This is a genomic window from Sphingobacterium corticibacter (assembly GCF_003076635.1).
Lineage (GTDB): Bacteria > Bacteroidota > Bacteroidia > Sphingobacteriales > Sphingobacteriaceae > Sphingobacterium > Sphingobacterium corticibacter.
In genome coordinates this window covers 904421-923513 of record NZ_QDKG01000001.1, presented here as the reverse complement: position 1 = coordinate 923513, position 19093 = coordinate 904421, and the positions used below count along the sequence as shown (strand labels likewise).

General features: G+C 41.9%; 16 protein-coding genes, 1 tRNA gene and 1 riboswitch. Of the genes, 12 read left to right on the top strand and 5 right to left on the bottom strand.

Annotated features, from left to right (window positions below):
- Positions 1-112 precede the first annotated feature (112 nt).
- Positions 113-1333, top strand: coding sequence for an ROK family transcriptional regulator (locus DC487_RS03950; RefSeq protein WP_116774624.1), 1221 nt, complete (start codon positions 113-115; stop codon positions 1331-1333).
- Positions 1334-1490: 157 nt separating this feature from the next.
- Here DC487_RS03950 and DC487_RS03945 read toward each other — a convergent pair.
- Positions 1491-1577, bottom strand: a tRNA-Ser gene (locus tag DC487_RS03945).
- A gap of 92 nt (positions 1578-1669) precedes the next feature.
- Positions 1670-3802, bottom strand: coding sequence for an HD family phosphohydrolase (locus tag DC487_RS03940; protein ID WP_116774623.1), 2133 nt, complete (start codon positions 3800-3802; stop codon positions 1670-1672).
- Positions 3803-3916: 114 nt separating this feature from the next.
- Positions 3917-4015, top strand: a riboswitch (TPP riboswitch).
- A 64-nt stretch (positions 4016-4079) separates the two neighbouring features.
- Between DC487_RS03940 and thiS the strand changes: the two genes are divergently transcribed.
- Genes thiS through DC487_RS03905 form a run of 7 tightly spaced genes read left to right on the top strand, consistent with a single transcriptional unit; the run spans position 4080 to position 9987 of the window.
- Positions 4080-4286 (top strand): sulfur carrier protein ThiS, encoded by a 207-nt coding sequence (thiS, locus tag DC487_RS03935; protein WP_116774622.1) that lies wholly within the window; start codon positions 4080-4082, stop codon positions 4284-4286.
- 33 nt (positions 4287-4319) lie between these two features.
- Positions 4320-6134, top strand: a complete 1815-nt coding sequence (gene thiC / locus DC487_RS03930; RefSeq protein WP_116774621.1) for a phosphomethylpyrimidine synthase ThiC — start codon at positions 4320-4322, stop codon at positions 6132-6134.
- On the top strand, positions 6131-6736 hold the full coding sequence (locus DC487_RS03925) for a thiamine phosphate synthase (RefSeq protein ID WP_116774620.1): 606 nt from the start codon (positions 6131-6133) through the stop codon (positions 6734-6736). Before thiC ends, DC487_RS03925 begins: the two co-directional genes overlap by 4 nt.
- Positions 6733-7365, top strand: a complete 633-nt coding sequence (gene thiE, locus DC487_RS03920) for a thiamine phosphate synthase (protein WP_116774619.1) — start codon at positions 6733-6735, stop codon at positions 7363-7365. The genes DC487_RS03925 and thiE overlap by 4 nt, the downstream gene beginning before the upstream one ends.
- Positions 7362-8132 carry a thiazole synthase gene (locus DC487_RS03915; protein WP_116774618.1) on the top strand — a complete coding sequence of 257 codons (771 nt, stop codon included), beginning with the start codon at positions 7362-7364 and terminating at the stop codon, positions 8130-8132. Before thiE ends, DC487_RS03915 begins: the two co-directional genes overlap by 4 nt.
- 10 nt (positions 8133-8142) lie before the next feature.
- Positions 8143-9270 (top strand): 2-iminoacetate synthase ThiH, encoded by a 1128-nt coding sequence (gene thiH, locus DC487_RS03910; protein ID WP_116774617.1) that lies wholly within the window; start codon positions 8143-8145, stop codon positions 9268-9270.
- A 3-nt stretch (positions 9271-9273) separates the two neighbouring features.
- The gene (locus tag DC487_RS03905; RefSeq protein WP_116774616.1) at positions 9274-9987 is read left to right on the top strand and encodes a HesA/MoeB/ThiF family protein; all 714 of its coding nucleotides are present in this window, start codon (positions 9274-9276) and stop codon (positions 9985-9987) included.
- A 76-nt stretch (positions 9988-10063) separates the two neighbouring features.
- Here the strand turns inward: DC487_RS03905 and DC487_RS03900 are convergent, their stop codons facing one another.
- Together DC487_RS03900 and DC487_RS03895 are read right to left on the bottom strand one after the other, a co-directional pair.
- Complete coding sequence (locus DC487_RS03900; RefSeq protein WP_116774615.1) at positions 10064-11557, bottom strand: acyl-CoA dehydrogenase family protein; 1494 nt, start codon at positions 11555-11557, stop codon at positions 10064-10066.
- Positions 11558-11739: 182 nt separating this feature from the next.
- A complete protein-coding gene (locus tag DC487_RS03895; protein WP_116774614.1) occupies positions 11740-12396 on the bottom strand; it encodes a response regulator in 657 nt (218 codons plus the stop codon).
- A 276-nt stretch (positions 12397-12672) separates the two neighbouring features.
- On the opposite strand from DC487_RS03895, the gene DC487_RS03890 reads away from it, so the two are divergent.
- Positions 12673-14838 carry an ATP-binding protein gene (locus tag DC487_RS03890; RefSeq protein ID WP_116774613.1) on the top strand — a complete coding sequence of 722 codons (2166 nt, stop codon included), beginning with the start codon at positions 12673-12675 and terminating at the stop codon, positions 14836-14838.
- 46 nt (positions 14839-14884) lie between these two features.
- Here DC487_RS03890 and DC487_RS03885 read toward each other — a convergent pair whose 3' ends face one another.
- On the bottom strand, positions 14885-15079 hold the full coding sequence (locus DC487_RS03885) for a hypothetical protein (protein WP_116774612.1): 195 nt from the start codon (positions 15077-15079) through the stop codon (positions 14885-14887).
- Between the two features lie 391 nt (positions 15080-15470).
- Between DC487_RS03885 and DC487_RS03880 the strand changes: the two genes are divergently transcribed.
- From DC487_RS03880 to DC487_RS03870, 3 genes are all read left to right on the top strand, one after another.
- The gene (locus DC487_RS03880) at positions 15471-15920 is read left to right on the top strand and encodes a hypothetical protein (protein WP_116774611.1); all 450 of its coding nucleotides are present in this window, start codon (positions 15471-15473) and stop codon (positions 15918-15920) included.
- Positions 15921-15954: 34 nt separating this feature from the next.
- The gene (locus DC487_RS03875) at positions 15955-17076 is read left to right on the top strand and encodes a baeRF3 domain-containing protein (protein ID WP_116774610.1); all 1122 of its coding nucleotides are present in this window, start codon (positions 15955-15957) and stop codon (positions 17074-17076) included.
- Between the two features lie 694 nt (positions 17077-17770).
- Complete coding sequence (locus DC487_RS03870; protein WP_116774609.1) at positions 17771-19015, top strand: BamA/TamA family outer membrane protein; 1245 nt, start codon at positions 17771-17773, stop codon at positions 19013-19015.
- The last annotated feature ends 78 nt before the right edge of the window (positions 19016-19093 follow it).

The window sequence follows — 19093 nt, the reverse complement described above, 5'->3', positions numbered from 1 at the left end:
AATAATTGAGCTTGTTTAAATAAATTTAAAGATAAAATAACTGCAATTAAACATAAGATTGAATATATCTATTTTAAATCCCTAGATTTGTTTTTACACAATTTTCAAGCGGATGACATTTTTTGAACACATTGACGACGAAAACATTTCTGGAGTAGCATACAAGAACAATTCTATTAAAAAGCATATTATTGCCATCCTATCCGCTTATGGCAACAATACCATTGCAGACCTCAGCAAAGAATTGAAGTTAAGCGTGCCCAAGATTACCAATGTGATCAATGAGTTGATTGACGAAGGCTTGGTAAAGGATTATGGAAAATCGACAACAGTCAGTGGGAGAAAGCCCAACATATACGGATTATTACCTACCTCGGGCTTTTTCGTAGGGGTCGATGTGAAACACAATCATGTGAATATTGGCTTGATTGACTTGAATAAAGAGGTCGTTTCTATTGCAGAGAATCTTCCTTATAAGTTGGCCAACAACCAAGCTTCTTTAGACGATTTATGTAAGATCATACAAACGTTTATCAAAAAATCATCTGTTCCCAAGGAAAAGATATTAGCCTTAGGCCTGAATCTCAGCGGCAGGATTAATTACAAAACGGGATACAGCTACAGCTTCTTCCACTTTAGTGAAACACCGCTCAGTAAGTATCTAGAAGAGACCTTGAAGCTGAAAACTTTTATTGAAAATGACTCTCGAGCCATGGCTTATGGAGAGTTTATGTCGGGGGTGGTAAAACAAGAAAAGAATGTGCTATTCCTCAACCTCGATTACGGTATCGGGATGGGTACGCTGATCAATGGCCAAATTTATTATGGTCAATCCGGCTTTGCCGGTGAATTTGGTCATATTCCATTATTCGACAATGAAATCATTTGCCATTGTGGTAAGAAAGGTTGTTTAGAGACGGAAGCTTCCGGACGCGCTTTGACGGATTTATTTATTCAAAAAGTACGGGAAGGATACGCCACAACCTTAACGCAGACGGTCGAAGTCGATGATATCAACCTCAGTCATATCATTTCCGCCATTCATGCAGATGATGTGCTAGCGATCGAATTGCTAGCTACCATTGCTGAAAAGCTGGGTCGTGCCATTGCAATCCTCATCAATCTCTACAATCCTGAATTAATTATACTGGGTGGATCATTAGCACAGACTAACGATTACATCCTACTTCCTATCAAGAGCGCCATCAATAAGTTTTCGCTAAATCTCGTTAGTACAGACACGAAGATTAAGCTGTCGCAACTGCAAGAAAAGGCGGGCGTGATTGGGGCTTGCTTGTTGGTACGGGATCGGTTGTTGGATATTAATCAGTAAGGTTATAGGATGTTGAAAGAGGGGCGGGATTGGTTCAGCCCCACATTCCCCAAAACACAACCCTGAACCTGCTACGGATCGAACCCTGCGGGTACTCATCCCGAACTCCTCAAAAACACAAAGCCCATCTTTGCAGATGGGCTTTTGTTGTTTTTCGCGGAGAGGGCGGGATTCGAACCCGCGGTACCGTTTCCAGTACGACAGTTTAGCAAACTGTTCCTTTCGGCCACTCAGGCACCTCTCCGTTATTGACAGTGCAAACATAACGCAAAAATTTCATTCTGCAAAGCAATTTTTCACTTGCAGATGCAATGGTTTGACAGTCAAAAAGTTTTTTTAATCTTCCGCTGGTTTCTTCTTCAACAAATCGTAATCAATACGCACATGATGAATACTTTTTAGCATGGATTTAAAGATAGCGGCCACCTGCGAAATCTCCTTCATCGTGATATTTGCGTTCATAAATTGCTTTTGCATCAACTTATGATCCACAATTTTGTCTACCAAATTGTGGATCGATTGTTCGGTATATTCTTTCATGGCGCGCGATGCAGCTTCGACCGAATCGGCAATCATCAGCACCGCTGACTCTTTCGAAAATGGAATTGGCCCTGGATAACGGAACAATTCTTCATCTACTAATTTATCCGGATTGTTCTTCACCGAAAGATTATAGAAATAATCCACCTTCGTGGTACCGTGGTGCGTACGAATGAAATCGACAACCACTTCTGGCAATTGATTTTTACGGGCAATCTCCACTCCTTTCAGCACGTGCGAGATAATGATTTGCGCGCTTTGCTCCGGCGTAAGCTCTTCATGCGGATTATTACCCGTCTTTTGGTTTTCAATAAAATACAAAGGATTGGACATTTTACCGATATCGTGATAGAGCGCACCAGCACGAATCAGCAAGGGATTCCCCCCTATTCGATACACCGCAGCTTCCGCCAAGTTAGCTACCTGCAACGAGTGCTGGAATGTTCCTGGCGCTCTGATTGACAATTCGCGAAGTAGTTTGGAATTACTATTCGTCAATTCCATCAAGGTCAGATCAGAGACAATACCAAAAAGCTTTTCAAACGCATAGATTAATGGATACGCCAACAAGGTAAGTCCGACACTGATGACAAATGGCAGGATATCATTCCAATAAATACTATCGAACGTACCGTTCCGTGTAAGCACCAAACCGGTATACGAAATAATATACGAAGCCAAAATCAACAAACTTGACAGCAAAAATTGCTCGCGCTTCACCATGGTACGTATACTGTAGATCGCCACAATACCGGTCACCAGCTGTAAGAATACAAAATCGAAACTATTCGGCACAAACAAGGCCGCCATCAATACCATTAAGAGATGGATATTGAGTGCTACGCGCGTATCAAATAGAATTCGGAAGATAATGGGTACAATACAATACGGAATGTAGTACAAGCTCGGAATCTTGATATTGATCGCCCAACTCAGCACACCCAACATCGTGATGATGACCGCGAAAATGATCATCAACAAGCGGTTGTTATTGTAAATATCTAACCGGAAGAAAAACAAAAACATCATCAACAAGACCATGATGAGCAATACCATCAAGAAATTGCCAAACAGCACCAACCCCTGCTTTCCGCCCATCTGCGCCTCATTCTCATAGACTCGACGCAAAGATTCAAGTTTTTGCAGGATCTCATTATTGATCACCTTCCCTTGCTCCACGATCAGTTCATCCCGTTGCACAATACCGCGCGTGGTCGATATATTCGCTAAAGCCGTCTGCTCGGCTTTTTCGGTCTGTCCTTCATTGAACACCAAATTCACCGCAACATAATTCTTCAACAAGTCAGCAAGCCATTTTTTCTGCTGTACAAAACGATTGCGATCTACGATGCGTTCAATATACGTATACGCACTTTCAATAGTAAAACTATTTGCCGTATTGCGCTGCTGCGCCACATTATCCTGCACCAATATAAAATTATACTCCGCTTCCGATCCCGTTGCCGAAGTGCTGCCTTTCAATTGATATCGGCTATTGAGCGAGATGACGCCGCGATCGTACACATATTCTAGAATAGCAGCTCCTACCCCACGATAGCGCTCAATATCCTGTGAAGGCAGGGTGTCCAGTTGCGCAGCTTGCCATTTTTCGCCCAAATCGATATTAAATTGATCGAGCTGCTCTTTGCTAACGACTTCGCTGACATTATAAATCGGATGAACCGTCTTTAGAATCTGCTGCCGATCGCGATCCAGCTCCTCTTGTGTTTTGAGGATGGCAAAATCATGCGGTGAAACTAAGTTTTCGTGATTCCAAGGCTTTCCCTTTTGGTAATCATAGCGAAAACGGGGTTGCTTCGGCATAAATAAGCACACCAAAAAAATGGTGACCACGACCATGATATATTTCAATATGGGCGAATTATACTGAAGCTTCTCTTTGTTATAGTTGATTTTTAGTTTTGCCACGTGCTGTTTCGTTCTAATGCGTAGTAACCTCAGGTTTTGTGAATTATCCCGTAAGGCCTTCTCACAAAAATAGGAAAAGAATCGTGGTCTTTCATTTTATTGTCGTAGATTAGCCAAGTACTTTAGGGGTGTCTGCGTAGTTTGCAGGCTGAGATTTTACCCTTTGAACCTGATCTGGATCATACCAGCGTAGGGAAAAGTGAATCGTCATCTTTCGGTGCCTTCGCACTATAGCTGTCATTCCCTAAAGTGTATATATGTACATAAATGAATAGGAATGACACTCAACATCAATCAACAGACACGTTTTTTTGAAGATCCACCACAGGATGTGGCCGCGTTGGTCGCGCTCGAGATGCAAGGCAAAACAAAAGGCATTGCGGTAGCGATCAATCAACAAGTGATTCCCAAAGATCGCTGGGCCGATACCCCTTTGCACGAGCAAGATCAAATCCTCATCATCTCCGCCACGCAAGGAGGTTAAATTCCCATTTCATATCCAGAAAAAGCCAACACTATGATAAAGCACACGATTTCCAACTCCCCTTTCCCCAATTCCCAAAAGGTATACATGAAAGGTTCGCTATTCCCGATCAAGGTAGCGATGCGCGAGATTACACTCAGCCCAACCAAAATGAGCAATGGTAGAGTCGAACACAATCCGCCGGTCACCATTTACGATACCTCTGGACCGTACACCGATGAAAATGCCAACATTGACATCCGAAAAGGTCTTCCGCGCTTGCGCGAATCATGGATTATGGATCGGAATGATGTGGATATGCTCGACGAGATCAGTTCGGATTATGGCAAAACAAGATTAGCCGACACCAAGTTGGATGATCTTCGCTTCGAATATAGTCACCGACCGCTCGCTGCTAAACCGGGTCATAATGTATCACAGTTATATTATGCGAAGCAAGGCATCATCACGCCCGAAATGGAGTATGTAGCCATTCGCGAAAATCAACGCATCGAACAGTTGCAGGGCGCGACCAACCGTATGGATCACCAGCATGCTGGCAATAGCTTTGGCGCTAATACACCACAGCAACGCATTACGCCAGAATTTGTAAGAAATGAAATTGCGTGCGGACGCGCTATCATTCCCAACAATATCAACCATCCGGAAAGTGAGCCCATGATTATTGGCCGGAACTTTCTGGTAAAAATCAATGCCAATATTGGTAATAGCGCCGTCACATCGAGTATAGAAGAAGAAGTAGAAAAAGCCGTGTGGGCATGCCGCTGGGGAGCGGATACGATCATGGATCTGTCGACTGGAAAGAATATTCATGAAACCCGCGAATGGATTATTCGCAATTCGCCCGTGCCCATTGGCACCGTGCCGATTTATCAAGCCCTAGAAAAGGTGAATGGCGTGGCAGAAGATTTGACTTGGGAAATCTTTCGGGATACCTTGATCGAGCAAGCCGAGCAAGGCGTTTCCTACTTCACGATCCACGCTGGTGTACTCTTGAGATACATCCATCTCACGGCACAACGCGTAACTGGAATTGTATCTCGGGGTGGTTCGATCATGGCCAAATGGTGCTTGTTTCATCATCAAGAAAACTTCTTGTACACGCACTTTGAGGACATCTGCGAAATTATGAAACGCTACGATGTCGCTTTTTCACTAGGCGATGGATTGCGCCCTGGCGCAATCGCTGACGCAAATGATGCCGCGCAGTTTGCGGAACTAGAAACCTTAGGTGAATTGACTAAAGTGGCGTGGAAACATGATGTACAAGTGATGATCGAAGGGCCTGGACACGTGCCAATGCACTTGATCAAAGAAAACATGGAAAAACAATTGGCCGAATGCGACGAAGCGCCATTCTACACGCTTGGGCCACTCACCACCGATATTGCGCCCGGCTATGATCATATCACTTCGGCGATTGGCGCAGCGATGATTGGCTGGTACGGCTGTGCGATGCTTTGCTACGTGACGCCGAAAGAACATTTGGGCTTGCCTAATAAAAAGGATGTGAAAGATGGTGTGATCACCTACAAGCTCGCAGCGCATGCGGCGGATTTGGCCAAAGGCCACCCCGGAGCACAATACCGAGATAATGCCTTGAGCAAAGCACGTTTTGAATTCCGCTGGGAAGATCAATTTAACCTTTCGCTGGATCCAGATACGGCGCGTGAATTTCACGACGAAACCCTACCTGCTGATGGCGCTAAGGTGGCACATTTCTGTTCGATGTGCGGACCGAAATTCTGCTCGATGAAGATCACGCAGGAGATCAGAGATAGCGCCGAACAAGGCATGTTCGAAAAGTCACAGGAATTCATCGATCAAGGAAAACAGTTGTATTTATGATCATCTTACTCACACCGGAATATGCTGCCGATCAGGAATTAAAAACCGTTATCCAATTGTTGGATGCTGGTCTTGATCGCTTGCATATTCGCAAATATGAGTATACAGCAAAGGAAACTGCGGCATATATACGTAGCATACCAGCACATCATCACGCAAAATTGGTCTTGCATACGCATCATGAGCTTGCCGAAGAATTTGATATTAAACGCATCCATTATAGCGAAAGAGATCGACTGGAATTACAACACATGCCTGTATTGCAAGGTGTACAATTGTCGACTTCAGTGCATAATATAGATACGTTCAATGAATTGGAAGAATGTTGGGATTATGCTTTTTTGAGTCCGTTCTATCCAAGCATATCGAAACCCGGCTATGGTGCGACATCTACGATACATGAGCAATTGGCAGCAAGGAACAATCAGGCCGTTAAACTTATCGCTTTAGGCGGAATAGCTGCTACCAACATAGCAAAAACTTTATCGCTTAAAGTAGATGGCGTAGCGCTGCTCGGCGCCATCTGGGAAAGCACGAATCCGATCAAAGCATTCGATGATTGTCGCGATGCCCTTGCCAATACAAACAACATAAAACAATGATAAAAGCATCAACCTACCCAAAAATACAATACATCTCGCAAGGAGATACTCTCGCAGAACAATTGCAAAATATTCGACAAGCGCTTGATGCGGGTGCTGACTGGATTCAGATTCGTTGGAAACAACCTAAAGATGTTGCTTTCCTAAAGTTTTGCACTGCCGTAAAAAATCACTGCGCATCTTACCAAGCGATCTGTCTGCTCAACGATCACGTGGATACTGCACGCGCTACGGATGTAGATGGTGTACATCTTGGACTGACCGATATGCCTGTGGACGATGCGCGTGCGCTGCTTGGCGCGGATAAAATAATTGGCGGAACGGCCAATACTGTCGCCGATATACTGCAGCGAATAGAGGAGCGTTGCGACTACATTGGCTTAGGGCCGTGGCGCTTTACCAGCACCAAACAGAAGCTCAGTCCGATTTTGGGACTGGAAGGTTTCACGCAGATTATGCAATACTTGCAACAGTTAGCCAAAGACGTCCCACCGATTTATGCGATTGGCGGCATTCAATTGGAAGACATTCCGACTTTACACGGTCTGGGCATACACGGCGTAGCCGTTTCGACCCTCATTACCGAACAACCGCAACACATCACATCCATTAAATCCATATTACAATGAACGATTTAAAGATTGCAGATAGAACTTTTACTTCCCGTCTATTTTTAGGAACGGGCAAATTTGGCGATTTACAACGCATGCGCGAAGCCATGATCGCCGCCTCCACCGAATTGGTGACGATGGCGCTAAAACGCGTAGATCACGAATCGGCATCCGATCAACTATTACATGCCTTGGATATTCCGCAGCTGCATCTCTTGCCCAATACATCGGGCGCGAGAAACGCGAAAGAAGCGGTTTTGGCCGCGATGCTGGCGCGAGAAGCGCTAGAAACGAATTGGGTGAAACTGGAAATACATCCCGATCCGCGCTACCTCCTGCCCGATCCGATCGAAACGTTGGCCGCTACCGAGGAATTGGCCAAAGCGGGCTTCGTGGTCATGCCATACATCCACGCGGATCCGGTTTTATGCAAACGGTTGGAAGAAGTCGGCACCGCGGTAGTCATGCCTTTAGGTGCGCCCATTGGTACAAACAAAGGATTACGCACGATTGATTTTCTAGAAATCATCATCGAGCAAAGTCAAGTTCCGGTCGTAGTAGATGCAGGAATCGGCAGTCCGTCGGATGCCGCCAAAGCCATGGAAATTGGTGCCGATGCTGTTTTAGTCAATACAGCCATTGCGGCAGCAAAAGATCCAGTACGCATGGCCGAAGCATTCAAAGAAGCGGTAATCGCAGGTCGCAAAGCATATGAAGCAGGTTTGGGCGCGCAAAGCACGAGCAGCATCGCTTCCAGTCCGCTCACTTCCTTTCTCACCGATTAAAACGCGTAATATGTCCACATTCAAAGAAACATTCGCTGCTCACGATTGGAATAGCATCCAAGAAAAGATTTATGCCAGCACGAAGGAAGATGTGAAACGTGTATTGCAAAAAGATCGGCATCAGTTAGAGGATTTTCTCGTATTGCTTTCGCCCGCGGCGGAAGCTTCGCTAGAGCAGATGGCACAGCTAGCACGGTCGATCACGCAGCGTCGCTTCGGCAAAACCATACAGTTGTACGCGCCGCTATATCTGAGTAACGAATGTCAGAATATCTGTACCTACTGTGGCTTTAGCATGGACAATAAGCTCAAACGCAAGACGCTCTCAGATAGTGAATTGATGATGGAAGCTATGGCGCTCAAAGCGATGGGATTACAGCACGTATTGCTGGTGAGCGGCGAAGCTAATAAAATAGTGGGTGTCGACTATTTTCAAAATGCCATTCGCCTGCTGAAACCTCATTTTTCGCAAATATCCATCGAGGTACAACCATTAGAACAAGATGAGTATGAGCTAATGCAACAAGCAGGTGTGCATACGGTATTGGTCTATCAGGAAACGTACCATCAGGAAGTATACAAAGCGTATCATCCCAAAGGGAAGAAATCGAATTTCGAGTATCGACTGGACACGCCCGATCGTATTGGCAAAGCCGGAATACATAAAATTGGCTTGGGCGTTTTGTTGGGCTTGGAAGATTGGCGTACAGATAGTTTTTTCAATGCATCGCACATCAATTATCTACAAAAAAAGTATTGGCGCACAAAATACAGCGTATCATTTCCACGCCTGCGCCCTGCCGAAGGGATCATCGAGCCCAACTTTGTGATGGAAGATCGGCATCTGCTGCAATTGATCTGTGCGTATCGTATTTGGAATCCCGATCTGGAGATATCAATTTCTACACGAGAAAGCGAACATTTCCGGAATAATATTATTCCGATCGGCGTGACGACGATGAGTGCGGCTTCCAAAACAAATCCTGGCGGTTATGTAGTAGATCCGCAATCGCTTGAGCAATTTGAGATCAGTGATGAGCGCAGCATGGAAACGATCATTGATCTGATCAGAAGCTCGGGATACGATCCGATTATGAAAGATTGGGATGGCGCGTATAGTGGCCTTCAGAATAGTTAAGTCATGGAAAAAAAAACAACCGCATTCTCCCGGTATAGCCGACAGATATTTATAGAAGAAATCGGCGTAGCGGGCCAGCGCAAAATCATGCAAAGTAAAATTTTGGTGGTTGGTGCTGGCGGCTTAGGCAGTCCGGTTATACAGTATCTTGCCGCTGCCGGAGTAGGCACATTAGGCATTGTAGATTTTGATGTACTCGAAGAGCATAATCTCAATCGGCAAATCATACACCGCACCAGCGATATTGGTGGTCGCAAAATAGACAGTGCAGCGCGATTTGTAAAAGCACTTAATCCATTGATTCAAGTCGTCATACACGATTTCAAACTAGAGCAGAGCAATGCCACACATTTGATCCAAGAATATGATCTGATTATCGACGGATCGGATAATTTTACCACGCGCTATCTAGTCAATGATGTGTGCGTAGCAAGGCAAAAAACGTTGGTATATGGCAGTATCTTTGGTTTCGAAGGGCAACTAGCGGTGTTCAATCATCTCGGCAGCAAAAACTTGCGTGATCTATTTCCTGAGCCGCCAACAGCGAATGATATTCCAGATTGCGATAGCAATGGCGTTCTAGGGGCATTGCCTGGCATTATCGGCAGCATGATGGCGATGCAGGCTCTCAAGATCCTGACGGGATTACCTGTAGATAGCAATCAATTAACGATTGTGGATACAAAGCATTGGAATTTTACCAAGATCAACTTTTAAAAACACCACCATAGAAAGAGAAAAGCCTGTTGAACACACGTCCAACAGGCCTATCTTATGATTTAACTTAGCGTGTTTAAATAAACGAAGCCCAGTCTGATTTCTCTTGGTATTCTACGATTGGAGCCGCATCGTTGAAGTCGATGAAGTCCGACAATAAAGCTTTCACATCCATTTCTACATGTTTGGCCGCCTGTTCGAATAGATCAGTGCGGAATCCTTTAGAAACCATGTGATCTACATACTGCAAACATACCAAACGAGCAATCGCTTTACCAAAAACCACCAATTGACGTTGCACTAAATTGGTTGCGGATAGAGAAATGTCAAAGTGCTTTTTGAATCTGTCTAGCACACGTTTTGTTTGCTCAAATCCAGCCAAGAAAGTACCAATATGTGATTCTTTGGCTTTCTTCATCTGCTTCACCACGATCTCCGCGATCTGTGTGTACAACATTTCATTCGATCCTTCAAAAATCTGGAACGGACGGCTATCTACAATACCACGACCTGCGACATGGTCCAATTTATAACCACTGGAGCCCGATAACTGCACCGCGATCTGCGCAGATTCTTGCATCAGGTCAGTAACTAAAGCTTTCATCGCATTGGCTTCTAAACCTTCGGTCGCTAGATCAAATTCTATTCCGCTTACGCTAGAACTCCAAGCGCACATACCCGAACATAAGGTATAAGCCGTTTGAATACGAGATAATTGATATTGCACAGAATCTATATGATATAAAGATTGCGCTCCAACCTTGCGCTTTAAACAATGCGCCAAGGAATCATCCAGCATACGCTGAATAAAGCCCATGCCCATTCCTGGGAATTGCATGCGACTACGGTGCAAGATATCCAACATCATTTTGATACCGGTACTATATTGCTGCAGCTTGTGAGTATGCGGAACGTTTAAGTCAATTTTATTCAAACCATAAGGGATCATATATAATCCCAAGTTATTGAAGTACTCTTCAACTGGAATATGCTGTTCTGCTTTGCTATTATCGGTCACGAAAAATTCGACATCGCGAGCAAGGTCACCAGCTTGATTTTTCTTACGAGCAGCTACGATCCAAAAATCGGCCATGCCTGTCAGACCTTGCCAATGCTTCTGTCCTTCCAATTTAAAACCAGCTTCCGACTCCACATAGCTTGTACGCATATTCAAGGCATCACTACCAAAGTCTGGCTCTGTGATCATCAATCCGCCCATAGCACGCTCCTTCAAAAAACGATCAAATATGCCCTGCTGAATGTCAGCATGACCATATTTTGCCAAAGGCTCCAAAAACAAAGCGATATTAATACCGAAAGTCAATGACAATGACAATGACTCATAAGAAGCTGCCGAAAGGATTCCCAAACATTCACGGACATTGGCACCACGGCCACCAAATTGATCTGGAATAGCTACTGAGAGTGGATTTTGTTCCATAATTCCGCGCCACACTTCATCTGGCAAACCTCTTTCAAGGCTCAAATTATTAATATTGTGTTCGCTATGAAAAATCTCATGTAGACGTTTCTGGAATCTCTCTATAAATACAGCGTATTGTTCTTTCATCCTTTTCTTTACGTACTTTTAAGTAGCAGCGTTTATCTCGTTTTTTTTATTATGACGGTGCAAACCCCTATTATTTAGAATGCACAAATATAATCGTTTGTGTACGATAAAGAGAATGACGGAGATCATTCGAAAAAATAATTACCGTTTTATTTTGATATTTTCCTACTTATTAAGATTTTCTAACTGATCAAATTGTTCTTTACCGCAATTTTGATCAGTGCTGCGGAGTTCTTTACGCCCATCTTATCAATTAGGTTTTGGCGATGTCCCTCGACAGTACGTTTGCTGATGAATAGTTTGTCAGCGATTTCCATATTAGTGTAGCCTTCGCCAATAAGTTGTAATATCTCACTTTCGCGTTCGCTAATATCGACTTGAATACGTGCCTCTGCATTAGTTTCTTCGATCGCTGTAGCCGAACGGATTTTATCTAATAATGTCATTGTGAGTTCTGCACAAATGAAGGTTCCGCCTTTCGAAACTTGTTGAATAGCAAATAATACTTCATCGTACGCTGAGTTTTTGACTAAATAACCGTCTACTCCTAAATCAAAGGCTTCGATGACATAAGGTATGTCTGCTAACATGGATAGAATGATGATCTTTACCGTTGGATGCGCTTTTTTGAGACGTCTGATCAGTTCCATACCACCAATACCTTCCATCGTCAGATCTGTTATCACAAGATTCACTTCTCCACCATCGTCCACAAGTCGAATTACTTCTTCGCCACTATTAGCCTCGCCAACTACCTGTAAACCCTCTTGAGAATCCAAAAGTAATTTGATCCCATTTCGAACAACCAAATGATCCTCGGCAAGAATTATTTTAATCATAAATGTTTTTCTAAAGTATGTTTTATATGCTTGAGGCCATGTCGTCTTGTATAATCACGCTCATCCAAGGGACAGCCTAAGTTTAAACAGCAAGACGAATTTTTTGTTTGTAGCTAAACAACTACGCGATGTTTTTTTCTCACGCTTATCGCATAAGGAATATTCGACAAAAGAAATCACAACCTTTTAACCCGAGCATTGCTTTATTATTACAAATCAACCCCTTGTACAAATTTAAAATTTTCTTTACATTAGGATACTACATAAGCAAGATTCATGTTAGAATTCACAAACGATCGCCAAACTCTAATACAATCTTACGGTGCACTAATCTGTACAGATAGATTCGACCACATTGTGGGCATTAGCGGTGCTATTGACGAAATCACTGATCGCCCTGCAACTGATTACCTCGGCCGAGATATTCGTGATTTTCTAGCCGACCGCTTTTATTCTCAATCAAAAAAAATCCTCAATACCGTACGAGGAATCAAACAGCAGGAGATTGCCAATAAAGTACTAGAATTAAATAATGGTGAAAAAGCTTACATGCTATATCTTTCACAGGTGAACAATCACATCCACTGGGAATGGGAACTGAACACCGTTAGCAAACCCGCAGCATTTCATATGCACGACATTGCCCACGTATTAGAATCTAGCCAATTAACACTTTGGCATAAGCTTTCTGAAAAAATAGCTCAAATAGTAGGATTCGATCGAGTATATGTATACCAAATTCACGAGAATAATTCTAGTGAAGTTATCGCGGAGCATACTAAAGACCCTACTCAGTCTTTATTATATAGCAGGTTCTCTGCTGATTTTTTCCAACCGGAAGATTTGGAGAACTATATGGCTACAACTTATCGTTATGTACCAGATTTATTTGCTCCTCTAGCTTCTTTTCACGAATTGAAAGAAGAGCTAGTAAATGCAAAAAAATCACATCTGTATCCGCTCCCCCTACTCCATGCAGACTTTGCAAGGAGCTTGGGCACAAAAAGCGTTATTGCGTATCCACTAGTTGCCAATGGCCGACTGTGGGGCATATTAATGGCACACAGTGTGACAGCAAGCACCATCGATTTATCCAAAAGGCAACTTTGCCAGCTACTCTGTATTTACGCAGCTAAGAAACAAGAATCTAACATAAAAAATAACTTACTTGAATTTCAAGAGAATATTCATGATACTTTGTTGAGACTTCGGACAGACCTCATGAGCGAACCAGACCTATTCACGACAATGGTCAGCCATTTAGAAAAAATTCAACAGATTGTACCAGCAGAAGGTCTTGCTATTTGCATAGGAGATCAAGTACATGTTTCAGGTGTAGCGCCCTCAAACAAGCAAATTCAGCAAATCGAGAATCTCATACAAACGATAAAAGACAAGCCAATTTTTCTGGACAGTAACTTTCGACTTCGGCATGCCGACAAGATTGAAGGTGCCTTAAATTTTGCGGGGATCATGGCGCTGCGATTAGGTAAAGGTTCTGAAATTAAAATCATGTGGTTTAGGCAGGAAGAAATTGATACGGTATACCATACAACTCCATTACGACAGCACCTTCATATGGACGAACATGGTGTAGAAGACACCATCTATACTCATGAAACCTGGCAGCGGGCTATGTTAGACACTGCAAAATCATGGGATACTAATGATTTGTATTTCGCACAACATTTGCGAAATCTTTTACACGATATCATGCTAGCTAAATCAGAAGAAAAGGATCGCATCAACCAGAAATTAATATCGCTCAACAATGAATTGGAGATGCTCACATTTACACTTTCGCACGACCTCAAAAACCCACTCTCTGTCGTAAAAATGAGTTCACAGATGCTATCTCGCAAATTGACAGATGCCAATGATAGACGATGGATAGATATGCTGCTGGATGGTGTTGAAGACATAGAAATTATGGTTGACAGCGTGCTATCTGTGGGGAAAAGTAAAGTTTATCTATTTGAACTCGTAGAAATACCGATGATACAGATGATCAGAAAAATTGTATCGCATAGTAAACTGGTTTTAAATAGTTTTAATTCCGAAATCACCTTTGGAGAATTATTACCAATATGGGGCGAAAGAAACCTACTGCATCAAGTATTTCAAAATATAATCGGAAACGCTATAAAATATAGTAAAGATCATATCGCACCAAAAATACACATCCACAGTTACATACTGGATTCAAAAACGATCTATGAAATCCAGGATAATGGCATCGGAATCCCCAAAGGCGAATTAGAAAGCATATTTCACGTCTTTAAACGCTCTTCAAACGTCGGAAAAATTTCGGGCACAGGGGTCGGGCTGGCACTTGTCAGGAGAATACTTGATCGATTGGAAGCAACGATACTACTACAAAGTTCTGAACAAGAAGGCACAAATGTTAAAATAAGCTTTAAGACAAAACCACTTACGAAATGACGCGCAAGTGGTTTTAATCTTCATATAGCTATCTCAGCACTTTGAATTACCAATTGGAATCAGCAGGGTGAAAGAAAAATGCATAAATTAGAATCAACAAAATCACTGCGATCGCAATTACCCATTTTATCATTTTTCCTGCAGGCTTATCATTCGCTTCCTCTTTGACCACATCAGGAACCTTTTTTTCATTCTTGTAAGGCCGCTCATCACCTGAGTTCAAATTTTCTGTATTGTCCATAGTAGTTGCCTCCCTTATTTTAAGTAAATTAATTGATGTTTTTCCAAACGACAGCTATTTTGCTATCAAACTTTAGATAACAACCGCAACTCTGACCAATTAGTTTCTCCGGAAAGTTTAAATAGGTATTTACCGCAACCAACCTTCCTCCACTAAAGCCTATTTGGAGCAGCTTTACCGACTATCGAATTGGGCAACTTTGTTAATACTTTGTTTTTCTTAGTCGATGCCATTCATCTTGCTGCTTATACAAGTCTGGTTAAGACTTAAAAGCATAGTACATATAAGAATTTTGATAAAGCAAGTGGAAATACTTGTTTATGCGAAAACTAGAAACAAGGAAATAGGTAAAGCGTTCTTAGTATAATGTTCCATTCAAAAGATCATCGCCATGCAATACAATAATGAAGAATGTATCGAAATTTTAAAACGATTAATAGAAGCCAATAAAGAGCGTATTAAGCATTATTCAGAATCTATTAAGTCTATGGATAACGATATAGATCGCGAAGTTATCCTGAAATTTGAAGAACTGGCTCAGCAATCGCAACAATTTAAGGCACAACTAACACCATTGATATATCGAGAAGGCGATGTAGAACATGATAACAGTAGTATTAATACGCAAGTATTACACACGAATAATCATGAACCAAAAACTAGGAGACGAAACGAATTGCTCCAAACCAGCGTAGCATTCGAAGCTGAGCTGCTTACTATATATAAGGAAGTGAACCGCTGTAATGGAATGATAGATGAACAAATTAAAGAATTAATCTTCAGTCAGGCCACACTTGTAAGCGAATCACAGAATGAAATAGCACAACTCATACAAGACTAAATAAACGAAATTAATACACGCTAAAAAGTATATTATGCAGACAATTGATTTAGAATTATTGAAAGATTTGACTAGCGTTCAAGATGAACCTTGTATATCACTGTACATGACTACGCACAAAGTCCACCCCGATAGCGCAGCAGATTCAATTTCATTTAAAAATTTGTATAAGAAGACCCTACTTTACATCCAAGATCAAAAGTTGCCTAAACACGAAGCTTTACTAAAACCGTTAGAAAAACTTATTGCTGACAAGAATTTCTGGGATAATGGCACACATGGCCTGGCAATATTTGCTTCCGCAAAAGAGACCAAGATCATTCGTCTGCCAGAAACGGTACAAGAAATTTCATGTGTAGCGAATGCATTCTGCATCAAACCGCTATTCAAAATGTATAATGAGAACCAAAGCTATTACTTGTTGGCATTAGGACTAGACACTGTCAAACTATATGCTGGTGATAGGCACCACATTACAGAATTGGATATTGACGGTAAGTTACCTCAGAGTATGAAGGAGGCACTTGGTGATCAGCTGACAGATAATCATTTTCACGCGTCTGTAGTAGAGGGCGCGGGACTGCACGGCTACATGGAAAAGAGTCAGGAGGAAGACATAGACATGGATCGGTTTTTTCGGCAAATTGACAGAGTCATTTTAGAACATTTTGATATTCCCGCTAAAACACCTCTTTTGCTAGCTGCATTACCTGAACATCACACCCATTTTGCGAGAATTAGTAAGAATATAAATTTGGGCCCTGTGCACATTCCAGTCAACCCACATTCTTTAAGCCGAACCGAAATACTCAGAAAAGTGCAAGAAGTCATGGATTCAGCATTAGCAAAACGTAAAGAAGAACTTTTGGATAAGCAGCAACTGGCCGCACAAGAAAATTTGAGCAGTACAGAAATAACTGATATCGTTCGAGATGCCATTGATGGCAAAGTAGATGTATTATGTATAGAAAATGGCAAAGGTATCAAAGGATCAATTGATCTAGAACAACGTGCTATTGATGAGAATCAGACCAATAATACAGACGTGATCAACGAATTAGTACGTACTGTGTTTAATTTTGGTGGAGATGTAGTGGTATTGGAAGAAGCAGATATGCCAACCAATGATGGCGTCTTCACGATCAATCGCTATTAATCACTTACAAGATATTGTTCTTAAAAAAAAATCCGCAACAAGCAAATTGAATGCATGCTGCGGATTTTTATGCTATCATAAGACAATTAATTATTTGAATAAGACAATATCGTTTTAGTTATCGCGAATTTGAAAACCTTTTGCAGAATAGTCGTACATTTGAGGCATCATAATTTAGGTTTATAATTGGTTAGTAAAGGTTTTCATTCTCCCCGTTTGAAAACCTTTTTTTGTTAAAAGAACAATTGCCTAAAAAGCTCCAAAACACAAAAATCCTCATCATATTTATTAAATATTAAAACGACAGTAGAATTATAAGGATTTTTAATATATAAATAACACCAAAAAAACATAAAAGACATAAAAAAATAATTAAAACATCACTTAAATAGACAAAACCAATCAACAACCCCAAAAAAAACAAAGTAAAATTTTAAAAATCAGATAAAAACAAACCAATTTGATTTTTTTGCATTAAAAAATGATAACAAAACTTGAAATATTAAAAAATATAATTACATTTGTGTCATCATCATAACAAAAATTTAGGTTTATAATTGGTTAGCAAAGGTTTTCATCCTCCCCGTTTGAAAACCTTTCTTTTTTCACTCCTGATTATATTTAGAAATTACTTGCAAATTGTCTAACTATATTTTTTTGGCCGATTGTTTGTTAATTGTTGTTTTAATTCAGCATGAATAGTTCGATCAAGCATAATTTTCAAGTATATTTCTTCACGATCTTCTGTGGATTGTGCTGCAATAGTTATGCACAGCATCCTGTGCACGAGATTGAGGTCACTAAACACGTTGCGGACACCGCCAAACAGCGGGATTTAATTGATATTGGAAAAAAAATCCTAAAACTCGAAACTACAAATACCGTAGATAGTACGGGAAAAAAGGTATACTTTTCCTTTCTACCTTTCTCACAGAATGTACCTGGCGGAGGCCAAGCTCTCATTACAACTACTACAGCCGGATTTTACCTGGGAGATCGCAAAACTACCAACATGTCACGAATGACATTTACGCCTTACACAAATTTTGGACGCCGCTTTGGCTTACCTATTCGTTCGTACGTGTGGCTAGAAGACAATACTTGGGTAATTGACGGAGATATCCGCCTGTTAAAGTATCCGATCGAAACTTGGGGAGTAGGACGCGAATACCGCAATGACGATCATATCATGATGGACTACACTTATCTCCGAGTTTATCAACACGCATTGAAACGTATTTGCGACGGACTGTTCCTCGGCGGTGGTTACAATTTGGATTACTGGATGAACATTCGAGGTCAAGAAAACATGCCTTTAAGTGATTTCACAAGTTACCCTCACGGAACAGGCGAACAGGATTACATCATATCATCAGGCTTCAGTGTCAATATGATCTATGATACACGTGGGAACTCTATTAATCCATGGGCAGGTAACTACGCCAACATTCGCATTCGAACAAACCCTAAATTCATGGGTAGCGATCAGAACTGGAGCTCGCTGTTCGTAGAAACGCGACGTTACCATCGCTTTACGCGAGATCACAATAAGCAAAACATGCTAGCCATTCGTAATTTTCTGTGGACAGTTTTTAATTCTCCAGCTCCATTTTTAGACCTGCCAACATTGGGAGGAGACACATACAATAGTTCAGGTCGAGGCTTTCCCCTCAATAGATTTAGGGGAAAATCATTGTACTATGCAGAAGCCGAATATCGACGCGATTTAACAAGTAATGGTCTTTTTGGATTTGTTGCCTTTGTGAACGCCAATACGGTAAGCGGGCCTCAAAGCTCCTTTTTTCGTACCTGGAATGTCGGCACGGGAGCTGGAGCCCGCATCAAATTCAATAAAAATTCTGGAACCAACATTGCTATTGATTATGGGATTAGTCGAGATTTCCGCGGATTACACCTCTCACTAGGAGAAGTCTTCTAAACTACTTCGACAGAAAGTGATTACGTATATTGCTAAGACACTAAAACACGCTCTACATGCGGCTGCAGCATTAGCAAA

Bases quoted from the DNA above. Each gene is read 5' to 3' on its own strand.
- DC487_RS03900 (WP_116774615.1), bottom strand. From the start codon at position 11,557: ATGAAAGAACAATACGCTGTATTTATAGAGAGATTCCAGAAACGTCTA.
- DC487_RS03885 (WP_116774612.1), bottom strand. From the start codon at position 15,079: ATGGACAATACAGAAAATTTGAACTCAGGTGATGAGCGGCCTTACAAG.
- DC487_RS03925 (WP_116774620.1), top strand. From the start codon at position 6,131: ATGATCATCTTACTCACACCGGAATATGCTGCCGATCAGGAATTAAAA.
- thiE (WP_116774619.1), top strand. From the start codon at position 6,733: ATGATAAAAGCATCAACCTACCCAAAAATACAATACATCTCGCAAGGA.
- DC487_RS03875 (WP_116774610.1), top strand. From the start codon at position 15,955: ATGCAGACAATTGATTTAGAATTATTGAAAGATTTGACTAGCGTTCAA.
- DC487_RS03950 (WP_116774624.1), top strand. From the start codon at position 113: ATGACATTTTTTGAACACATTGACGACGAAAACATTTCTGGAGTAGCA.
- DC487_RS03895 (WP_116774614.1), bottom strand. From the start codon at position 12,396: ATGATTAAAATAATTCTTGCCGAGGATCATTTGGTTGTTCGAAATGGG.
- DC487_RS03870 (WP_116774609.1), top strand. From the start codon at position 17,771: ATGAATAGTTCGATCAAGCATAATTTTCAAGTATATTTCTTCACGATC.
- DC487_RS03890 (WP_116774613.1), top strand. From the start codon at position 12,673: ATGTTAGAATTCACAAACGATCGCCAAACTCTAATACAATCTTACGGT.
- thiC (WP_116774621.1), top strand. From the start codon at position 4,320: ATGATAAAGCACACGATTTCCAACTCCCCTTTCCCCAATTCCCAAAAG.
- DC487_RS03915 (WP_116774618.1), top strand. From the start codon at position 7,362: ATGAACGATTTAAAGATTGCAGATAGAACTTTTACTTCCCGTCTATTT.
- thiS (WP_116774622.1), top strand. From the start codon at position 4,080: ATGACACTCAACATCAATCAACAGACACGTTTTTTTGAAGATCCACCA.
- DC487_RS03880 (WP_116774611.1), top strand. From the start codon at position 15,471: ATGCAATACAATAATGAAGAATGTATCGAAATTTTAAAACGATTAATA.
- thiH (WP_116774617.1), top strand. From the start codon at position 8,143: ATGTCCACATTCAAAGAAACATTCGCTGCTCACGATTGGAATAGCATC.
- DC487_RS03905 (WP_116774616.1), top strand. From the start codon at position 9,274: ATGGAAAAAAAAACAACCGCATTCTCCCGGTATAGCCGACAGATATTT.